Genomic DNA, 20,206 nt, shown 5'->3' with positions numbered 1-20,206 from the left:
CAACATTCAAGTAGCAGTGTCTAATCCCTCTTTGAGCAGATTTGTGAGTAGCATTGGACACTATCTCTTCGACCTGTTCGGCCCTTATCTAGACGGTGCTGAATTACCGAACCATTTATCTTATTAAACATCTAATACAAATTGCCGTTCTCTCGTACGGCATTGGCGTGGTACTTCGTAACTGATATTCGAGGAAGAGCTATTTTGGACGGAAGAGTGTGCATGGTCTTTCGCCGGTCAAATGGAATACCCTCTCACGCCAAACTCACGTCACGAATCCGCAATAAATTTGAGACGATTAGGCTAGAGCACACCGCCCACATCACCATCACCTTCCGAGTAGCCTGAATTCGTGCGAACCAACTAATTATATATTTTATCAACCCTTTTACCAAAAATTCAGGGTTGTTTTTAATATACATATTATTATTATCGTGCAGGTGCCACTGATATTTTATGGGGTCTCCCGCCCAGCCAGTCGTACTCATCGTCGACGATGAGCCAGACATCGCAGAAACCTACGAACTCTGGCTCTCCGATAGGTATCAAATTAAAATTGCTGGGTCAGGTGACGAAGCTCTTTCAAAAATCGATACAGATGTCGATGTTGTTTTACTTGACCGAATGATGCCTGGCATGTCCGGTGAGGAAGTATTAACGGAAATTCGCACGCGCGATATCGACTGTCGCGTGGCAATGGTTACAGCCGTCGACCCAAGCTTTGACATCATCGAAATGGGATTCGATGAGTATGTCGTCAAACCCCCAAGCAAAGAACGCCTTCGTGCGACGGTTGAGCAACTAGTGAAACGAGGGGAACTCAACACCACCTACCAAGAGTACTTCTCACTGATAGCCCGACAGGATGCCCTCCAGGCAGAATTCTCGCCCGGTGAATTAGCCGACAGTCCAGAATACAATACGCTTCTAGCCCAAATCGAAGCACAAGAATCGAAACTCAAAGATCGACTAGGCGAATTAAACTCAGATGCGAACTTCATTGGCGCAATTCGTGAAATAATGCGTGAAAGTGAATCCATGAACGAGGCGGAACATACTACGAACAACTCCGGGGAACACACTCAATGAGCCAGTCTCCTGAAGAAAACTTTTCCCCCTCCTCCTATGTCCCACGAGCAATCATGACACTTGGGCTTCTGCTTTATCTATCGATGCTCATTGATATCACCGTGTTCGGAGGGTTATCCCTTGAATGGGCCCTCTCACGAGAGTTTATTGCGCATATCGCAACGACGAGTCCGTTCATTCTCGGAATCATCTTCGGTGGGTACTGGCTCGACCGAAGTCCGCTTTCGCCAACTCGGTATACTCGAATCGCGAAATGGACATTCGGTGGACTACTTGCCTTTCTTGGACTCAACGTCATCGTAATGGTGGCCATTCCACCCTTTGGTGGGCTTGAGGGGTACGTCGGCTGGGGTCGCTTCGCAGCGGCAGTTGGCGCAGGCGGCGGGTTGCTTCTCGGTGTCGTCGAAGCCCGCGCAATCACTCGCGAACGCGCCGCCGAACGCGCCGTAGTCCGAGCAGAGGAACTCGAGTATCGAACAGACCAACTAGAATTTTTCAATTCGATACTTCGCCACGACGTGCTCAACGGAATGACAGTTGTGCAAGGCCGAGCGTCACATCTCCTTGCCTCGTCAAACGATGAGGAATCACGGAGACATCTCAAGACGATCGTCCAGTGGTCAGATGATATCGTGAATGTCGTCCAGCGCGTACGGGCGATTATTCGTATTTTATCGAATGAATCTGAAGTGCCATTGGCCGCTACAAACCTCACGCAAGCGGTCAATGATGAAGTAAGACGGTTACGCACGACATATCCTGAGGTGACATTTAAAACGAACATTCCAGACGGAGTCTATGTAAAAGCCGATGACCTTCTTGGCGAAATCATCGGTAACGTGCTCACAAACGCGGTTAACCACAATTCACGAGAGGGACTCCGTGTGACAGTGCAGGTTGAAGAAATTCCGGCCAGGGACGTGGTTGAACTTCAAATTGCAGATACCGGAACGGGGATTCCTGATGATCAGAAACACACCGTTTTTCGACGCGGTGAAAAAGGGCACGCAAAGGATACGGGTGATGGGTTTGGCTTGTTTTTCGTCGATGCAATGGTCGGTGCGTACGGTGGCAGTATTCGAGTTGAAGATAATCAACCACAGGGAGCGAATTTCGTGATTGAACTGCCGATAGCACGTTCTGACCCTCCAATGGTCAACGCTAGTCAAACCCTCACTACGTGAATCACAGAAGGAGTTCTGTCGTTTACGACTGGTGTGAATCCGACAACTGCCGAACAACACTCTTGGAGTCGATAATAGGTCAGTATTTGACCGAGTACGTCCGTCACTTTGCCTCTTCTAGATTTAATCACAAGGAGTGAATTCTCGCACGCGTAGATGGATGCATTAGTTCTATCGTGAAAGTGGCGCCTGTAGGTGATGCATCCTCAACCCAAACAGCACCGTCGTACGTCGACGCCATTGTGTCCACAAAGAACAACCCGAACCCCGACCCAGTGGATTTCACGTGTCCAGTGTAGTCTCGACGGAAGATAGATTCCTTGTCAGCATCAGGAATTCCACGGCCATTATCGCTTATTTTTGTTGTTATCATCCCGTCTTTCTGCTCAACGGTCACGCTGATGACCAGACCCTCGCGTTCATTATGATTTATCGCGTTGGTGATGATATTCCCAAAGACTTCACCCAGTAACTCGTTTGCGAGAACCATAACGCCGTCTGGGATTTCCGTCTCAAATCGCACTGCTGGATACGTCGTTTGCACTCGCCCAATTTCAGTCCGGAGCGTCGCGGAGAGATTGACCTCATGTAACATAGGAGTATCGTCACTGGTCAACGCATCAAGAACCGTTCGCACCCGTTGAACAATGGCGATGATGTCGTTGCTCCATGATTCGATTGTTTTGGCGTACCCTTGCTGGTCGCCTTCAAGCTCGTCGCCGAGCAGTTCTGCGCGGGCTCGGATTACTGTCATTCCGTTATACACGTCGTGACGAAGTATCGAATTGAAAAACCTCATCTCATCGGTCTGTCGCTGTAGAGCTTTCTCGCGGGTTGCCCGTTCAAGCGCACTCCATGTGTTCACACCTAATAGTTGTAGTATCACTACTCATTCGAGCCTATCTAGTCTCGTGACAGTGTACAAACATTCGAATCATTGATTCTTGACGGAAATACGTGCTCAAAATTTCCTGATTCTTGCGTTGCGGAGTTGCTTAGTAATGTATAGTTTGGTAAATTCGCGAAAATACTATTGGGGCGTGCACTGACACAGCAACGAGTTTCAAAGTGAACGGGGCGGACACTGAGTCGTTTTGGCCAGCTTGTTCGCTAACTCAAGTTTGGGATACCAGCTTGTGTTGTGTGTTCGGGAGGGGCCAGCTTACCCTTCTTCTCCTTTCGCACCGGGAGGGCTAGTAAAATCAATGAATCACTGATTCAGTGAATAACAGAAATAATGAGATTATGATAGTCCGTTGGTCTTGTGACGAAACAGCCCTTCTATTGGGTAATCGGATATCAGTGTAATTGTAAGCGCCGATAGGACGATAATATCTTTTTAGCTTTGAACAACGTGCGATTTTGAAAGAACGGCACTGCTGAATCGACAAACTGCGGTTGATTTACGGGGGTTCGATCATTCATAGTTAAGCGTACTACCAGGACTGGGAGTTATAGAATGACCAAATGAGTGACGTACGGCCGTAAACCGACGCAGCCCGGTTCGAAGCTGCGTGTGCTGCAATCGGCATCGAACCGTTTTGTCAACCCGAAACCCTTGAACTCGCAGCCCAAGTCGTTCAAGAAGAGGCAGCAGAGTTGGATATCGAAAGCTACGAACGCCGCGTGTTTGCAACGACGGCCGCGGCCACCGGTACCGACGTCCCCGCCAGTGAACTCGTTCAAGCGTACAACGACGTCCTGGAGAATCAGGCAGTGTTCCTTCGCCCCGGTGTCGACACGGCCATCGAATCGTCAGTAGTCCTCGCCACAGCTATCGTAACGAACGGTTCGGAAAACACGCACACGACTAAACTCTAGGCGGTGGGCCTGACAAAGCACTTCGACATGGTCATCTTTGGGACCGATGTACCGCAGGTGAAACCGGCGAATGATCCGTTCGAACTGGCGTTAGACCGACTGCGAGTGGAGCCCAAGCGGGTTCTGAAAGTCGGTGATTCCCTGTCTAAGGACGTCAAAGGCGCGAACAAGCTCGGTCTTGATTCCGCCTGGGTCCCCTTCGACGACATTCGCCGAGGTGTGAACGATCCGGAACCGACCTACACACTGTCGTCCCTAGCAAATCTTCCTGAGATACTTTCGTCGTCATCGACTCACGACTGAAGCAGTGAGTTTGTCCGTGGGCTCGCGGTCTGTCTCCAATGTGGAGGAGATAGTGTATCGCCATTTCCGTTCTGCATCTCAGACGTGAGGGCGTGCTGACCTCCTCGAGACATTCCAGTACGATGTAGTTCAGCGTTTCGGGCGAACGTGCACGGATGTAGGAGAAATCCATAGTATTGGCGAGCGACGGCAGAAGGACAACGATGTTAGGGGTCGTGTCGGCAATCGTGACGAACGGCTTGATGGCCGACAATCGGACCGAGCAGTCGGCGTCGGTGTGGAGCGTTCATATGTGTCACAATCGGTGCAGCAACTCTTTGAGTGACTGCAACAGCGGTCTTCGATTGTCTAACCACCATTTAATTTAGATGGTCGAGCGTGGCGTAATGGCGTGGTAGGACTTTCGCACCAGCACTCTACTGTTGACCTCCCCTCAAACTCAACACGTATATCACCTAACGCGAAGTCGCGGACACGCATAGGATGGTTGACGTTAGAGGCCATCGACTAGAACTGGTATGGAGGTAATTGCGGGCGATCCAGCCCACATTGAGCAATAGCCAATCTATGGGTATTACTTGACACGCTACAACGTCGTGGCGGCAAACTTCGACCACGGGCGTTTCCCTGAACGGGAATCGTGTGAAGGCGAAGCAAAACGACGGCAAAGCTATTTTCCGGGGGGTGGCCGCACACGACGGCATCGACCCACCAGTCACGCGAGATGACGCTGTTTTCTTCCTTCTAGAGCCGGGGCTGCTCATCGACACAGTATTCGATGCGACGAGACAGCGGATTCAGTCGTCGATGGACGCCGGTATCGTGGTCGATCTAACGAAGCCGACGGGGCCGATGGCGGTGGCTGACCTGCGCCCGGCGACGAACCTCGTGGTGTACTGTGGGATGGAGGATTACGCAGAAGCACTGTCGACGGGAGCGTCACACTGGGCGATTGATGAGGCACGAGCCTACTACGCGTCGATGCAGGAGGTTCCCCTGGTGGGGCGAGCAGCGTTTTTTGAACAGATTCCCGCGAATGACCGAGACCTGTACGAGGTGTTGGTCGGGGGGTGGGTACCACCAGAGGCGATTGTACAGGTGGTGATCCCGCGGGGTACGGAAGTGGATTTGTCGGTGACGGAGTCAATTAAGCGATTCCGAGCGGGGAAGGCATAAATCCGTTTGGGAAAATAAGGTGACAGTGTGTGGTTAGGGCGCGTAGGTTCGGTAGTAGCAGAGGTTTTTGCCGTCGTTTTGGAGGGTTACGTTGTACGGGCGAGAGGACTGCGTCCAGTAGTCGTAGCCGCTTTTGATGCGCCCGTGGGCGAGGTTCTTGTCTGGCCAGTTGTACTGGTTGTATTTGTCGTTGTCTTCGAGGGAGCCACGTTTCCCGATTTCTTCGCCATCTGGGAGGCTGACGGAGTATCTTGAATCGTAGCTGGAGGTACCTTCGATTTCCCACTGCGTGCGGTAGGTGTCGTTGCCGAGGCCGTTGTCATCAAGGCTGAAGGAAGCACAGCCGTCACAGCGGATGTACTCGATGTGGCCGGTGTAATAGAAGTCGTCTTGATAGCCCGTTTGGACCTCGCCTTCGAGGTAGTCGTCGGTAAGGACGTCGTCGTTGGAGTCGGCTCCGCCGCCTTTGGAGATGTCGCCGGTGACTTTGATGGCGTAGTGGGTGGTGATGTCGTCGCCGACGCCGTTGCACATGCTGGTACATTGGAGCCATTCGTCTTGACCGGTAACGGTGATGTGGCGACGGTTGGCGAGGGCGGGTTGGGTGAATGTGGTGAGGGCGGTCAGTCCGGTGAGGCTCGCTGCCCCGGTTTTCAGGAAGTTGCGTCTGGATGTCATCCATCCTGAATGTTCAGGTGGAGTGTAAAGTGCTTTCTGTTTCAAGTTAAATTAAATTAATTTTATTTTTCAAGTTTGGATTTATTCGGTGGAATTTTCTCAGCGACTGTATTAATTACTCTGCAATCCAAGACCACACATCTACTGACCGGATCCGTCGGTAATGCGATCATCCTTGTTCCCGGCGGCACCGGAATCTTCCTTGGCTCACCATTCGCGGGCATCAACACGCCAACACCCCAATTGGTCACGCTCATGAAGCGCCGTCAGAATGACTGGCGCACCAACCTCAGAGTCATCATTCGTCATCGATCCCTCCACTGAAAGCTGGTGAAAACAGTCGTTGCACTACGTCAACCATCTGAGTGAACCGTCGTCTAAGAAGGGGTTTGTCCCACAGCGGAATCATTCGTTAAAATTTTATTCCCGAAAATGAATACGCCAAGTAATGAAGAAGGAGATCACCTCTAGTTAGAATTTTTACGGTAGGTATGTGAGGAATGTGCGAATTTGACGACTAGACGTGGTGATAAGAGTGAATCAGCCATATATAATAATAAATACATTAGTTGGTTGATTTTTAATCGGAAAATTCAGTACAGACGATTGATGAGAGTCCGGTTGATGAACGTCGATTATTAACTACAATTGGTATACTAATTGAAAGAATAGACATAATATTGGTGTTTTTCAGCGAAAATAATAATTTTATCAGACAAATGAACTTCGGCGATCGTTGAGATCCGTACTACACTGATATCACTAGAAAAACTTCTAATTTATAGTCAATTTTCAAATATGGTAGTGCTTCGATGACCCTAAGAGTGCAAATTAGTTTTGTCGAGGTAAGGTAATATATCTCGAAAAGAGTCTTTAATACGCCTTTTTGTAAATACTGGAATATGAGTAATACACGGACCAGTAGTAGAGTTCGTTATTTTCTAATTCATTTATATGTATGGCGGATTTACGCACGGATTACTCAATGCAATATGTTTGAGTATTTATTTACAATTTATTCACCGATTAGTTTCTCAAATCCAGTAGAGATGCCCAGGAGATGGTGAAAAACTCTCCACTTTGTCTGGAATATCCACCAAATTCGGAGTAAGGTGAACCATATCAGGCACATCCTCCAGTAGGATGCTATTCATTGTAGTTTAAAAAAAGACCAGTATTTGACCACGGAATTTTTATATCATGCTATGGTTAATCATACCAGTGAATAACATGCGAAACGAACAAACAACCATCATCAGATTAGTCAAATCTGCCGTTGGCAATGAACAATTCGAGAAAGCACTCTATAGAAAAAATAGTGGAACCCTTTCAAATCGAGACCAGGAGTGGGAGCATATTCACCTGATCTCGAATCTACCGATGACTAATCTCAAAGAATGGGAGGGGCTACTTGTATACACAGACGAGTCGGTGTATCGGTGGATTGAGTCTGGATTCGGTAAGAACCCAACACGCGTTCCAAGAAACCCAGGCTTTTCCACTAAATCGACATCTTAGTTCCTTCAGTTCAGGAATTGAGAAGACCCAGTGGTGTGTTCTCGATACTTACCACGTACCGATTGCTGGGAGTTGGTCAAAGAGAGCAAGGGAACGAGAGTGGAGGGGGTGTAGATACCCGCTTTGTTTACTGAATTGATTCCGACGGGAAACTCTGTGGATAGTCCTCAGTCGTAATCACCGCGACCGATACATTCATCCAATCGTTGATTGTTATTGAAGTACGAATGTCCGAGCACCGGGACAGAGTTATCGCTACCTGGCGGGCTGTGACTGTACTGTCCTGGCCAATCGTGGTTCAACAGGTGCTCAACACGCTAATGCGGTCAGTCGACATCGTGGTGACCGGCCTCTTCTCGCCAGCCGCAGTCGCTGCGATCGGGCTGGCCGATCTGTACGCGCAGATTCCATTTCGAATAGGGCGTGCACTTGGGACAGGAGGGATTGCACTTTCGAGTCAAGATACCGGTCGAGGCAACGCGAAAACCCGTGATCAAGCCGTGACCCAAGCGCTCCTTATCGGATTTCTCGTCGGCCTTCCGATCGTCATCATTGGGTTGACGTTGTCGGACGTTCTTATTGCGATTCTCGGCGCCGAGTCAGAAGTCGTGAGAATGGGCGCGCGTTATCTCGCGTTCGTTTTCGTCGCTGCACCGCTCCGAATCGTTGCGTTGGTTGGGGCACGCTCCTTGCAGGGGACTGGTGATACGCGAACGCCGCTCGTGGTGAATGGGCTAGCAAACCTTTTCAACATCATTGCGACGGTCGGATTGGGGCTGGGACTCGTGGGTCTCCCGCGGTTGGGTATCGTCGGCGTCGGGCTGGCGACGGCACTTAGCCGGGGGTTTGAGTGTATAACAATACTTGGAATGATCGTAAGTGACCGAACCGAACTGTCGCTCAGGCGACCACGAGATGCCACAGTTACAAAGCAACTTGTTGCCGTTGGTTTCCCGAATTTCGCGGAGGGAATGAGTACGTCTGTCGCCAATTTTCCGTTCAATGCCTTGTTACTTGTTTTCGGAACTGAAGTTAGTGCAGCGTACCATATCGGGCGGCGAATCTACCAACAGCTGGCAGGCCCGCTGTACCGTTCGTACAGCGTTGCAGCGAGCATCGTTGTCGGACAGAAACTCGGTGCGGGAGATACGGCCGATGCCCGTTTTTCTGGCTTGGCCATCACAGCGCTTAGCGCACTTTCGCTCAGCATCGTTGGTATCGTCATCTGGGTCATGGCAGAACCGCTTTCGAAGATATTCACGTCGGATTTGGTAACCCTCGGGTACGCCATCTCTTTTACGCGTATCTCTGGAATTTCGATGCTCTTTTTCGGGGTTTTCTTCCCGATGGCAGGGGCGCTTCAAGGCGCGAGCGATACGCGGACGCCCTTCTACGCTCGGTTCACCGGAACCGTCTGCTTCATGCTTTGCTTTAGCTATCTCGTCGGTGTTTGGCTCGGGTACGGCCTCTCTGCGGTCTATGTAGGAATCGTCCTCACGTACGTCTGGTGGGCACTCGTCGCGTGTGTCGGTTTTCTGTGGGGTGATTGGGCTGAGCGAGCAGAACAGATGATGGCAGAACGGGCCTCGACAGCGAACTGAACATCCTACATTGACGTCGTCAGGGTTCGGGCAAGTTACCCGTTGACTGCCCCATGGAACGAGACAGCGTAATGATGGGATTCACAAACCGCTACCAACCAGCTACTGGTCGGACGGCAACCAAGATCACAACTTAAAACACTTGGGGAATTAATGCAAGGAGTTCGCTGTCTTTTCAAAAGGGTCGTTTGCCAACGGCGAGACGACCATCATTATCGAACGCGACGCGGCAGATGACGTACCACGTTGCAATCGAAAGCACGATCGTCACAGCAAACGCAAGGATTCCCGATACCATCGTCGAGATTATCGACTGGTATGCCAGGACGAGCAAGAACGTCAGCAGTATCGGGACCAGAGTCTGGAAGGTATCCTGTATTCGGATCATTCGCTCGTCCCCGCGGTGTTGAATCCTGCTTCCTTCTCAGGGGACCTGGTCTCGATGGTCCTGTTTTCGTGAAGGAAGTTCTCGGGAGCGTACCTGTCTCTGGACGCCGACTCAAGCGTGATACCGCCGTCTCTGTCGAACGAACCAACGTGGATGCAGGCGGTTTCGTGACCGACTTTCGCGCCGTCGACCTGTTCCAGGTCAGGATCCATTGATCGACACTCCTCTGTCGCCTCCGGACAGCGAGGATGGAACGAGCATCCCTTCGGTGGGTCGATAGGTGACGGTACCTCACCCGAAAGTGGTTCTCGTTTCTGTGCGAGTTCCGGGTCTGGTTCTGGAATCGCTTTGAGCAATGCGCGAGTGTATGGGTGCTGTGGGTTCGCAAACAGCTGTTCTGTCTCTGCGATCTCGACGATTTCACCGAGGTACATCACCGCGACTCGATCACAGACATGCCTGATGACTGAGAGGTCGTGGGCAATGAACAGGATGGTGAGGTCGTATTCTATCTGCAGGTCTTTGAGCAGATTGAGAATCTGCGCCTGAATCGAGACGTCGAGCGCCGAGACAGGTTCGTCACACACGAGAAACTCCGGTTCGACCGCGAGTGCGCGCGCGATGCCGACGCGTTGGCGTTGTCCACCGGAAAACTCGTGAGGATACCGGTTCGAGTATTCGGGTGAGAGGCCGACTTGTTCCATCAGCTCTTCTACGCGTTCGTCGCGTTCGCCCTTGTACAAGCCGTGAATTTGCATCGGTTGTCGGATGATCTGTCCAACGGTCTTTCGTCGGTTGAGACTCGAGGCAGGATCCTGGAACACCATCTGGATGCGCTTTCGGAACTGTTTGAGTTCCTTCGCCGAGAGCGACGTCATGTCTGTCCCATCGTACGTGACGGTACCAGCGGTGGGTTCATCGAGTTGAAGAATGCTTCGCGCAGTGGTCGATTTGCCAGAGCCAGACTCACCGACGAGCCCGATTGTCTCTCCGTGACTGATCTCGAATGAGACGTCTTGGACTGCTTTGACCGTCTGCGTCGCACCGAACAACCGGTCGATGAAGCTGTCGTTCTGCGTGAAATGCTTCGTGAGTCCGTGGACGCTCATTATCGTGTCTTGGTTAGTCATTGGAGACACCTCCCTCAGTGGATGCCGAATTGTTTGTGTTTTGAGTCATCGTCGCTTGATTGTAGCCGAGGGCGTGGATACAGGCGGCTTCACGCCCAGCCTCAACCTCACGCAGGTCGGGGTCCGTCTGTGAGCACTCCTCTGTCGCGTGGATACACCGGGGATGGAACGAACACCCAGTCGGCAGTGCCGTCAGGTCTGGAATCCGACCCTCGATGGGGGTCAGCCGACTCTCGTTCGACCGCAGGTTCGGAATCGAACGCATCAATCCTCGTGTGTACGGATGGCGTGGAGAGTTAAACAGGTCGTGTACCCCCGCCCGCTCGACGATGCGCCCCGCGTAAACGACGGCAACCCTGTCGCAACTTCCGGCGACGACACCCAAGTCGTGCGTGATGAGAATGACACTCATCCTGTACTTTTCCTGAAGGCGGTCGATGAGGTCGAATATCTGTGCTTCGATGGTGACGTCGAGTGCCGTCGTCGGTTCGTCAGCGATGAGAATCTCTGGGTCACAGGAGATGGCCATCGCGAGGAGCACTCGCTGGCGCATTCCACCAGAGAATTGGTGTGGGTAGTCGTCGACGCGAGTCGCAGGTTCGGGAATCCCAACGTCACTGAGCAGCTCGATTGTCCGCTCACGTGCCGTTGCTTTCGTTGCGTCTGTGTGTTTGCGAATGACCCGAGAGATCTGACTCCCAATCGTGTAGACGGGGTTCAGCGACGTCATCGGGTCTTGGAACATCATGGCGATGTCGTTACCGCGAATCTCACGCATCTCCGCTTTACTCTTCGTTAGCAGGTCCTCTCCTTTGTACCGGACAGTTCCTTCTTTGATGTACCCCGGTTCGTCGATGAGGCGCATGATCGACATCGCGGTGACACTCTTCCCAGAGCCGGATTCGCCGACGATCCCTAGCACCTCCCCCTTGTAGAGGGTAAAGGAGTTGCCGTCAACCGCTTTGACGACACCCTCCTCTGTGCGAAATTGGGTAACCAAATTCTCGACTTCGAGAATTGGTTCACTGGTCATTGGAGGCCTCCTGAGAGTACCGTGGGTCGAGGGCATCGCGCAGTCCGTCACCGAGGAGATTGAATCCGAGGATGATGATCATGAGCGCCAATCCTGGGAAGACTGGGTACCACCACTGGCCACTGTAGACGAAGCTCCGCGCGTTCGACAACATCAGCCCGAGGCTTGCAGTCGGTGGTTGTAACCCAAGTCCGAGGAACGACAGCCCCGCACTTGCCAACACAGCAGTCGCCATGTAGAGCGTCGCTTGAACGACGACGATAGGAATCGTATTGACGAGGATGTCACGAGTGAGGATGTGGGAATTGCTCGCCCCGAGTGACTTTGCTGCGTCCACGTAGTCTTCTTCCATCTCCTTGAGCACCGCACTCCGCATCACCCGAGCGAATCTCGGAATGTAAGCGAACCCGATGACGAAGATGATTTTCGCGAGGTTGGGAACAACGATCCACCCATAGTCGGTCTTGCCAGCGCCGAGGATTCCAATAATCGCGATGGCTAAGATCAGACTCGGGAACGAGAGGATGATGTCCATCGCTCGCATGATCGTCTCGTCTACCCAGGAGTTACCCAAGTAACCAGCAATCGCGCCGAGTGTAATACCAACGGTCATCGCGACCAGATTGACGCCAATTGATATCATCATGAGCGTTCGAAGCCCGAAGATCATCCGCGAAAGGAGATCACGGCCGTGATTATCCGTCCCCAGATACGCGGTAATCTCAGCGTTGGAGTCGTCTTCTGCGAACAACGTAGAGCCCGGTGGGAGCGGATTGTGCTCTCCATCGGGGGCATCGAACTGCGTCGCAGGGTCGTGTGGTGCGAGAACCGGCGCGAATATCGCAGCAAACAGCGTCAGTCCGATAATTACCGCGCCGACAATCGACAATCGATTCTTCCGGAACTCCCGCCAAAACTGTTCGAACTGGCTCCGGTGTTCACTGGTCTTCGGTTCTTGCTCCATCGTGCGTGTCTCTTTTGTAGCCATTTCAGTTCCCTCCATCTTCACGAATTTTCGGATTGAGATATGCGTAGAGAACGTCGACACTCAGGTTAGCGAAGACGAACACGCACGTGATGAACAATACTAGTGCACGAATGACCTCGAAGTCCCGGCGGGCAATCGCTGTGATAAACAGTTTCCCAAGTCCGGGGAGATTGAACACTGTCTCTGTCAGAACCGCACCATTCAGCAATCCACCGATTCCAATTCCGATAACGGTTACAACGGGGATGAGTGCGTTTTTTGTCGCGTCCTTCAGCACAACTTCGACTTCGCCAATTCCCATAGCCCGGGCCGTCCGAACGTAGTCTTGATTGAGCGTTTCGAGCATCTCAGACCGAGTCATACGCTGGATAATCGCTGCCCGAGCAGTTCCGAGCGCGATGACTGGGAGGAGGAGATGCTGAAGGTTTGCAATTGGGTCTTCGAACGGGGATATCCAGCCACCGGTCCCCCAATCGAAGTTGAAGGTGACGCCGAACACCATGATCAAGACGATGCCTAACCAGAAGTTCGGAATCGAGATGCCCGAAAGTGCCCCGATACGAGACAAGTGGTCTGCGGGTTTGTTCTGTCGTACCGCACCGATGATTCCTGCCGGGATTCCGATGAGCACGGCAAGAAATTGGGCGAGGAGTGCGAGTTCGAACGTGAGCAAAAGGCGGCTTTTGATCAACGTCACCACTGGCGTCCCCTGCTGAACTGTCCACGAGGTACCAAGGTCACCTTGAATCGCACTGCTTGCCCACATCCAGTACTGGATGTAAAACGGCTGGTTCAGTCCGAGCTGTTGGCGTACCTGTTGAATGATCTGTTCGTTCTGGAGTGGCCCCAACATGACCGCTGCCGGACCTCCCGGTGCGATGTGGAGCAAGCCGAATACACTTACACTCACACCGAACAGTACCGGTACGATCAGCAACAATCGTTTGAGGATAAATCGTCCGATGCTCATAGGTTCAATGTATGAAACAAAATGTTAGTAGTGATTTCCATGGTTGTGACGTCAATCGCTTGCAGATGATTGATAATGACTCTTTTTGTGGATTTCCCTGGATTATCAGTCCTTTGTCACGGGCCTGAGATCAGACGAGAACGATCCCATCTCGTAGCCGGACGCCGCGTCACTCCACGCAGCCAGCCGACTCGAGTACGCGATATCGATCTGGATCGCATTCTCGACGAGGTACTCCTGCAGCCTGTACACAATCTCTTTTTGTTCTTGTTCGTCAACCGTCCGCTGGGCTTTCTTCACCGTTTGGACGTACCAGTCGTGGCCGTTAGAGAAGTCACCCTCCGCGTCTTCCGGGGCTGGCGGTCCGCTTGGTGCGTATCGGTCTGGCAGATCGGGAGACGCGTGATGCCAATTGTTGTGGTTCCGGTCGTTCGGAACGAACCCAGTACTCAGCCAGTAAGTGACGACTGGGACAGCGTTCGTCCAGTTCTCCAAGGCAGCGTGCCAATCCGTCGTGTTGTACACTTGGTCGAACAGTGCGGACTTCTCGAGTGTGGTGATCTCGACGTCGATGCCAATCTTCGAGAGCTGGTTCTGGATGACGACACCCTGGTCTTTGAGATGAGAGCCCTTCGTGATGAGCATCTCGAAGGTGAACCCGTCGGGGTTGCCCGCCTTCTCAAGTTCTTGGCGGGCCTTGTCTGGGTCGTACATCTCCATCTCCTTCAGTTTTGGCGATGTCCACTCGCTGTCCGGATACCAGAGCCCTTGCTGGGCAACTCCTCTCCCGTAGAAAATCTCGTCTAAGATCTCTTCTGCGTCAATGCCCCACTGGACTGCCCGGCGGTTGTTGACGTTGGACATCGGGTTCCCGTCCGCTTCCATGAGGTTCATGTAGAGCACCTCGGTCGTGTTCCCCGGAACGGTTCCCGTTTTGATGTTCGGGTCGTTTTGCAGCGACTCGAAGTCCTTGTCCGGGATAGATGTCGTCAGATCCGTCGTTCCAGATCGGAGGTTTGCCAACCTCGTCGAATCCTCTGGCATGATCTGGAAGTTAATCTCGTCGACCTTCGGAATGCCGTCCTTCCAGTAATTCTCGTTCTTTTTCAGAAGCACGTTCTCGTTGGTGTTCCACTCGACGAATTTGAATGGGCCAGTGCCGGCTCCACTCGGGTCTGTCGTGAGATTCGTCGCGATGCCAGTCGGCCCCTCTCGCTCACTGGCAGAGCCACGAGAGCCCTTCTGTACGATTCCCTCAAGTCCCCGAGTCAGCCACCAGTTGAGCGTGGCAAACTCTGTCGTCAGATTCAGTCGGAGCGTCCGGTCGTCTACGATTTCTGTTCCTTCCACGTTCGGAATCCGGCGTCGGATCGGAGAGTTGTTGTCTGGGTTCAGAATCCAGTCGACAGAATATTTGAAGTCCTCGACGGTCACGTCGTCTCCATTGTGGAACTGAAGTCCCTCACGGAGCGTGTAGTCAAACGCGAGTCCGTCGTTCGTCGGCTTCGGCACCTCTTCGACGAGACCTGGTGCGAGCTCGGAATCTGGCGTGAGCTCGATTACTTCGTCATAGATCAGACTCCCGATCGCGCTCGAACCCGTGTCAGCCCACAACGCCGGGTCGAAATTCCACGGCTCTGATGCGATTGCAACATTAAGGCGTACGGTTCCACCTGTGGAGCCAGACCCACTGCCAGTGTTGCTTCCTTCAGTACCGTTTCCTCCAGACTCACTATCACCCGTACACCCAGCAAGCGATGCACCCGTTAGGGCACCGGTCATTGCGAGGAACTGTCGTCGATTAATATCGTATTCGATGATGTCTCTAGCCATGTGTATGCGTACCTATTGCCAATCGTTGACATTGCAGTCAAAGGGTTACCATCATTTAAATCTATTCATCATTGCCAATATTTGTTATAGAAGTATGAGGAATATGCAGTACCATGGCTCAGTCGAAGATACATCCGCATTTTTGGAGACAGAAAGAAAACAGATGTCATACGAAAGATATCATACGTTCCTAACGTGCGCCCAGAGACGCACGAAAATTCGCTTTTTCGTCTGGCAAAGAGCGCAGTTGCACAAAGTTATAAATAGCAGATGCACATGGCTATTGGTAGACTTTCGATGTTAGCCATTAACACAGAGTCTTCGACTCGAGTAGAAGCAGTACCGACACTCTCTCCGCATCTGGGGGGACGCAGAATCGAGGTCGCAGTATGACTGTCTCACTTAACTACGACAGCTACGATCTCGGAAGCATGACATGGGAGGACGCGGAAGATGCCATCGAAAATGCTGATTTCATGGTTCTCCCAACAGGTGCAATCGAGCAACATTCGCTCCACCTCCCAGTTTCGGTCGACACCCTCCGGGCGGAAAATCTAACCCGGATACTCGTCGAAGCCGCAGCAGACCGTGAGCTCTCGATGATCCGCCTGCCCACGCTTCCATTTGGATACTCGGAACATCACATGACCCGAGCTGGTACCCTGACCCTGATGCCAGATACGTACCAGAAAGTCATCGAAGAGTTGGGAGCTTCGATTTCACAACACGGGGCAAAGCGATTGCTAATTGTCAACTGTCACGGTGGCAATAACCCACCACTGAAGCTCGCTGGAGACCGACTGCAGCGAGAGCACGATATCGAAGTGTATCTCGTAAACTGGACCTCGTTCGCTCGTGACCAACTGGAGACTCGCTTCGGAGAAGATTGGAGCCATGCAGGTGAACACGAAACGAGCGTCACTGAACTGTTCCACCCAGACCTCGTTCGGACGGAGAAGAAGGAAAAACAAGAGCGGAAGGCCAAGTTCAAAGCAAGACAATACACGTGGTACACCGACATCGCCGTCCAAGGTGGGCGTGGAGACCCTCGAAATTCAGACGCTGAATTCATGGAGGAGGTAGTTGCCGACACCACCGACCGTATCCTAGATGCACTGGAAGGAGACCTTGCACAAACCACGGACGGTGTCAATACACTCGAGCAATCCTCACAGTCACTGAACTAAGTTCCCGAACTACTCCGATATCGTGGTGGGATTTTCTATTGCAGGGTTTTTGTCGAAATTTGCTCTCAGCGGCCAGTGCGAGCGTTATTCACTCTGATTATTGGAGTGGCGGCACAACAAAACCGCGATGCCACGAGACACTTCAGTTGAGAGATTGCACACTGACACCGAACAGAGGTGTCCGAGACTGTTGGACGGATTCTGGACAATCCGGCAGCCTCAAACCTCACCGAACCGCAACCATTGTCAACGAGTTTGCGTCTATCGGAGGAACATATATGTTGGTACAGTTCACACGCTAACTCATGTCTGGTACAAAAACAAAACCACTCAAATCGCTACGATCAGCGTTTGAAGTTATTGACTACCTCAAACGGTCGGGTGGGTCAGGAGTCACAGATGTCGCAAACGAGCTCTCGATTCCAAAGAGTACCGCACACGTGTACCTATCCTCACTAGAAGAGGTTGGGTACGCAGTGAACGATGATGGAACGTACCGAATCGGGATGCGATTCCTCGAAATTGGCGAGAACGCCAGATCGCAAAACCGACTGTACGAACTCGGCTGCGAGGAGGTAGACCGCCTCGCAGAGGAGACTGGTGAATTAGCGAGCATGATGATACCCGAACACGGATACGGAGTCTATCTCTACCGAAAGCGGGGAGATCAAGCGATGCCAGTGAAATCCCACATCGGCAAACACGTCGATCTTCACTGCCGGGCATCGGGTAAAGCCATCCTCTCAGCACTCCCGAGAGCTGAAGTCGAACAAATCGTAGACGAAAGAGGATTGGTTCGCAGAACGGATAAAACGATTACAGACCGAGACGAACTCTGGGCAGAACTTGAGAAAGTGTCGAGACAGGGTTACGCCGTGAATGACGGGGAACTACGCAAGGGCCTCCGCTGTATCGGTGCACCAATTACTCGTGACGGCCAGGTTGTTGGTGCAGTGAGTGTATCAGGACCTGTAGGACGGATTCACGGTAAACGGTTCGAAGAAGAGATTCCGAAACTGGTCAAGAACGCGGCGAATATTGTCGAGATTACAGTCTCATATTCTTGATCAGAGATGCTTCCAACAGTGTTGGACGGAGTACGACATTTTCTAGCATCTCGTTGAAGGACCAGCGCTTCACAACCTCCACACACCTAACATCGATGGGTTCCACAAAGTGGATTTCGGGGGTCTGTGTATCCTCGGGGTTCAAAGAAGTGTTTGCCCGCTCGTTCAAAGAATGTCGTCTTCTTGTAGAGGAGGAAGCTCATGGAAACACAGTAGCGACACAGGTCTGCCACATGTCGCCAATTGTTATCGAGACAGATTACTGCAGATAGTGTTTCTCTCGTACACTTCCTCGATGAATGAACAAGTAAAAACGATTTACTGGAGTAGAAGCCTTCAGACAGTCACCATCGGAGAAATTCAACCTCGCACCACCAACATATCCGTTGTTCTAATACTACCACCATTTTGTCCGTTCCAACATTCATGGACGGTTGAAACGGTGTTCAAATAGGTGGGATTTCTGTGGGAAGGTACCATCCGATATCCAAGTCCACAAACCCAGAAAAAATCCATCCAGCCATAACAAAGTTACTATTGTTATGTATAGAATATCAGTAGAATCAAATTGCGTTAGGAGAGGTGGAGACAACAATCTTCCTAAGTCGGCTATTTCTTGGTAGGCGGTATTCGCTTTCTGAACGTCATTTTCCCGGCCATTGTAGGCTGAAGAATGGTCAGTCCACACCAGCCGTTTTCTGCGAAAGTGTTGAAGAGATAGCATTCAATGACGTGAGTGTATCTTTACTCCGCCAGTAGTTTTGGGAAAAAGTTGATGCAACCTTCCCTGATTTGCCTGCGGATGAGCGACGTGGAGTCGTTAGAACAACGCCGAAGACGGTTCTATAGTGCAATCGGAAAACCTAGAGTGAGAGTTCCCTTATCACAATAGGCTAATGGGATAACAAAGGTACTACTGTTATCGCAGGTTTTCTACCAATCGCCGTATTCACCTGTGGAACGGACTGAGGTACGGTCTCTGAGAAATCGCTGACTCACCGCTACTTCCATGACAGATACGAATGAGAGTGAAGTTTCGACCTCTTTGGAGAACGTACTCTGATTTGAAGCTCACAAGTACCGTTCTACCAGGACTATCTGTCTGTATTTCCAATAACTTCTTTGAAATAGTTGAATTACTATTAATCGAGTGAGTAGATACGTGGTTCTTCGTATTTTCTACCTGAAGAGGGTGAGAATGGATACTTGCGACCAGCAAATGTCACTCAGATTGAACGCTGATATTCATTTCAATTGTGTTTGCCATGCCCACTATGTCCTTTGGCAATTCCTCGGAGAGCATTCTACCACTCAGAATGCCAACGGGTGCCGACGCCGATATTGCTCCGAGGAGGGATCCATCTTCTTCGGTTACTGCTGCTCCTACTGCGCGCAATCGGGGGATATATTCTTCGTCATTGATGGCGTATCCCTGGTCGGATATCTCCTTGAGTTCGGCAACTAGGCGGGCGCGGTTCGTAATCGTGTTCTCGGTGTGTTTTGATAGTCCACGGCGCGAAATATGTTCGTCTACCCTGTCCTGATCGAACTCCGCTAACATTGCTTTGCCAGCTGCAATACAGTGAAGTGGGGTTCGGTAACCGACCTCATCCACGGGGGAGATACTCCGTTGTCCACCCGCTATTCCGATACAAACCGCCTGCCCGAACTCTTCGACGTAGATTTGCATTCGGACGTTCGCCTCTTGAGCGAACGCACCAATTTCATCCATAGCGTGTTCAAACATGACGTCGTTCCGTCGTCGAGTTTCACCGATCGTCAAAAATCGGTATCCGGTGTAGTAGTGGTCGTCTTGCTTGATTACTCGTTCTTGCTGCATCAGAGTCGCTAGGTGGGGGTAAACTGTCCCGGGGGTCAAGTCAAGATGATCCGCAATTTCCGTGAGCGTTGCGCCGTTCATCTCATGGAGCGAGTCCACAATTGCACATGCTTTTTCGACTGCCGCGATTGTCCGCGGGCCGCCGTCTGACGAATTTTGAGCCATGTGCTAGTCATAGTCAATCACTGACTTCAATTTGTCCCTCTCAAAATGTCAGAAGGTCGAATTAGCGGGTGGCCCCTTGTCCCTCACCATAGATAATTGGAATTATTCCACAAATATCAGTAAAATTCGCATGGGAATAGAGTATATAGCGATTCTTATTGGATGAATTTTTAATTATGTCTCGCAATAGGGAGTCGCTTTCTCAAAATTGACCCCAAATTATATAATGGGGATT

At 51.5% G+C, this 20,206-nt stretch carries 16 protein-coding genes; 8 read left to right on the top strand and 8 right to left on the bottom strand.

Annotated elements, in window-relative coordinates; all coding sequences use genetic code 11:
- Positions 1–456: 456 nt before the first annotated feature.
- Positions 457–1,089, top strand: a complete 633-nt coding sequence (locus P1M51_RS19025) for a response regulator (RefSeq protein ID WP_276249063.1) — start codon at positions 457–459, stop codon at positions 1,087–1,089.
- On the top strand, positions 1,086–2,273 hold the full coding sequence (locus P1M51_RS19020) for a sensor histidine kinase KdpD (RefSeq protein WP_276275336.1): 1,188 nt from the start codon (positions 1,086–1,088) through the stop codon (positions 2,271–2,273). Before P1M51_RS19025 ends, P1M51_RS19020 begins: the two co-directional genes overlap by 4 nt.
- A 127-nt stretch (positions 2,274–2,400) precedes the next feature.
- On the opposite strand, the gene P1M51_RS19015 is transcribed toward P1M51_RS19020, so the two are convergent.
- Positions 2,401–3,159 (bottom strand): sensor histidine kinase KdpD, encoded by a 759-nt coding sequence (locus tag P1M51_RS19015; RefSeq protein WP_276275335.1) that lies wholly within the window; start codon positions 3,157–3,159, stop codon positions 2,401–2,403.
- A 713-nt stretch (positions 3,160–3,872) separates the two neighbouring features.
- On the opposite strand from P1M51_RS19015, the gene P1M51_RS19010 reads away from it, so the two are divergent.
- The 3 genes from P1M51_RS19010 to P1M51_RS19000 all read left to right on the top strand — a co-directional run bounded on the left by P1M51_RS19010 (position 3,873) and on the right by P1M51_RS19000 (position 5,573).
- A complete protein-coding gene (locus P1M51_RS19010; protein ID WP_276275334.1) occupies positions 3,873–4,094 on the top strand; it encodes a hypothetical protein in 222 nt (73 codons plus the stop codon).
- 3 nt (positions 4,095–4,097) lie between these two features.
- Positions 4,098–4,397 (top strand): HAD family hydrolase, encoded by a 300-nt coding sequence (locus tag P1M51_RS19005; protein ID WP_276275333.1) that lies wholly within the window; start codon positions 4,098–4,100, stop codon positions 4,395–4,397.
- Between the two features lie 642 nt (positions 4,398–5,039).
- Complete coding sequence (locus P1M51_RS19000; protein WP_276275332.1) at positions 5,040–5,573, top strand: hypothetical protein; 534 nt, start codon at positions 5,040–5,042, stop codon at positions 5,571–5,573.
- A gap of 33 nt (positions 5,574–5,606) precedes the next feature.
- Here P1M51_RS19000 and P1M51_RS18995 read toward each other — a convergent pair whose 3' ends face one another.
- On the bottom strand, positions 5,607–6,251 hold the full coding sequence (locus tag P1M51_RS18995) for a twin-arginine translocation signal domain-containing protein (RefSeq protein WP_276275331.1): 645 nt from the start codon (positions 6,249–6,251) through the stop codon (positions 5,607–5,609).
- Positions 6,252–7,996: 1,745 nt separating this feature from the next.
- Here P1M51_RS18995 and P1M51_RS18990 point away from each other — a divergent pair.
- Positions 7,997–9,370, top strand: a complete 1,374-nt coding sequence (locus tag P1M51_RS18990) for an MATE family efflux transporter (protein ID WP_276275330.1) — start codon at positions 7,997–7,999, stop codon at positions 9,368–9,370.
- A gap of 384 nt (positions 9,371–9,754) precedes the next feature.
- On the opposite strand, the gene P1M51_RS18985 is transcribed toward P1M51_RS18990, so the two are convergent.
- From P1M51_RS18985 to P1M51_RS18965, 5 genes are all read right to left on the bottom strand, one after another.
- Entirely contained in the window at positions 9,755–10,888 is a 1,134-nt protein-coding gene (locus P1M51_RS18985; RefSeq protein WP_276275329.1) for an ABC transporter ATP-binding protein, read from the bottom strand.
- Positions 10,881–11,921 (bottom strand): ABC transporter ATP-binding protein, encoded by a 1,041-nt coding sequence (locus P1M51_RS18980; protein WP_276275328.1) that lies wholly within the window; start codon positions 11,919–11,921, stop codon positions 10,881–10,883. Before P1M51_RS18980 ends, P1M51_RS18985 begins: the two co-directional genes overlap by 8 nt.
- A complete protein-coding gene (locus P1M51_RS18975) occupies positions 11,911–12,909 on the bottom strand; it encodes an ABC transporter permease (protein ID WP_276275327.1) in 999 nt (332 codons plus the stop codon). The genes P1M51_RS18980 and P1M51_RS18975 overlap by 11 nt, the downstream gene beginning before the upstream one ends.
- Before the next feature lies 1 nt (position 12,910).
- Positions 12,911–13,873, bottom strand: a complete 963-nt coding sequence (locus P1M51_RS18970) for an ABC transporter permease (RefSeq protein ID WP_276275390.1) — start codon at positions 13,871–13,873, stop codon at positions 12,911–12,913.
- A 111-nt stretch (positions 13,874–13,984) separates the two neighbouring features.
- A complete protein-coding gene (locus P1M51_RS18965) occupies positions 13,985–15,712 on the bottom strand; it encodes an ABC transporter substrate-binding protein (RefSeq protein ID WP_276275326.1) in 1,728 nt (575 codons plus the stop codon).
- 389 nt (positions 15,713–16,101) lie between these two features.
- Between P1M51_RS18965 and P1M51_RS18960 the strand changes: the two genes are divergently transcribed.
- Positions 16,102–16,899, top strand: a complete 798-nt coding sequence (locus P1M51_RS18960) for a creatininase family protein (protein WP_276275325.1) — start codon at positions 16,102–16,104, stop codon at positions 16,897–16,899.
- Positions 16,900–17,204: 305 nt separating this feature from the next.
- Complete coding sequence (locus tag P1M51_RS18955; protein WP_276275324.1) at positions 17,205–17,966, top strand: IclR family transcriptional regulator; 762 nt, start codon at positions 17,205–17,207, stop codon at positions 17,964–17,966.
- Positions 17,967–19,188: 1,222 nt separating this feature from the next.
- On the opposite strand, the gene P1M51_RS18950 is transcribed toward P1M51_RS18955, so the two are convergent.
- Positions 19,189–19,971 (bottom strand): IclR family transcriptional regulator, encoded by a 783-nt coding sequence (locus P1M51_RS18950; protein WP_276275323.1) that lies wholly within the window; start codon positions 19,969–19,971, stop codon positions 19,189–19,191.
- Positions 19,972–20,206: the final 235 nt, after the last annotated feature.

It is taken from the genome of Haladaptatus sp. QDMS2, assembly GCF_029338295.1.
Taxonomy (GTDB): Archaea; Halobacteriota; Halobacteria; order Halobacteriales; family Halococcaceae; genus QDMS2.
The sequence above is the reverse complement of the archived record's forward strand: the minus strand, read 5'-3'. Positions and strand labels throughout refer to the sequence as shown.

Bases quoted from the DNA above. Each gene is read 5' to 3' on its own strand.
- P1M51_RS19025 (WP_276249063.1), top strand. From the start codon at position 457: ATGGGGTCTCCCGCCCAGCCAGTCGTACTCATCGTCGACGATGAGCCA.
- P1M51_RS19020 (WP_276275336.1), top strand. From the start codon at position 1,086: ATGAGCCAGTCTCCTGAAGAAAACTTTTCCCCCTCCTCCTATGTCCCA.
- P1M51_RS18995 (WP_276275331.1), bottom strand. From the start codon at position 6,251: ATGACATCCAGACGCAACTTCCTGAAAACCGGGGCAGCGAGCCTCACC.
- P1M51_RS18990 (WP_276275330.1), top strand. From the start codon at position 7,997: ATGTCCGAGCACCGGGACAGAGTTATCGCTACCTGGCGGGCTGTGACT.
- P1M51_RS18985 (WP_276275329.1), bottom strand. From the start codon at position 10,888: ATGACTAACCAAGACACGATAATGAGCGTCCACGGACTCACGAAGCAT.
- P1M51_RS18980 (WP_276275328.1), bottom strand. From the start codon at position 11,921: ATGACCAGTGAACCAATTCTCGAAGTCGAGAATTTGGTTACCCAATTT.
- P1M51_RS18975 (WP_276275327.1), bottom strand. From the start codon at position 12,909: ATGGCTACAAAAGAGACACGCACGATGGAGCAAGAACCGAAGACCAGT.
- P1M51_RS18965 (WP_276275326.1), bottom strand. From the start codon at position 15,712: ATGGCTAGAGACATCATCGAATACGATATTAATCGACGACAGTTCCTC.
- P1M51_RS18960 (WP_276275325.1), top strand. From the start codon at position 16,102: ATGACTGTCTCACTTAACTACGACAGCTACGATCTCGGAAGCATGACA.
- P1M51_RS18955 (WP_276275324.1), top strand. From the start codon at position 17,205: ATGTCTGGTACAAAAACAAAACCACTCAAATCGCTACGATCAGCGTTT.
- P1M51_RS18950 (WP_276275323.1), bottom strand. From the start codon at position 19,971: ATGGCTCAAAATTCGTCAGACGGCGGCCCGCGGACAATCGCGGCAGTC.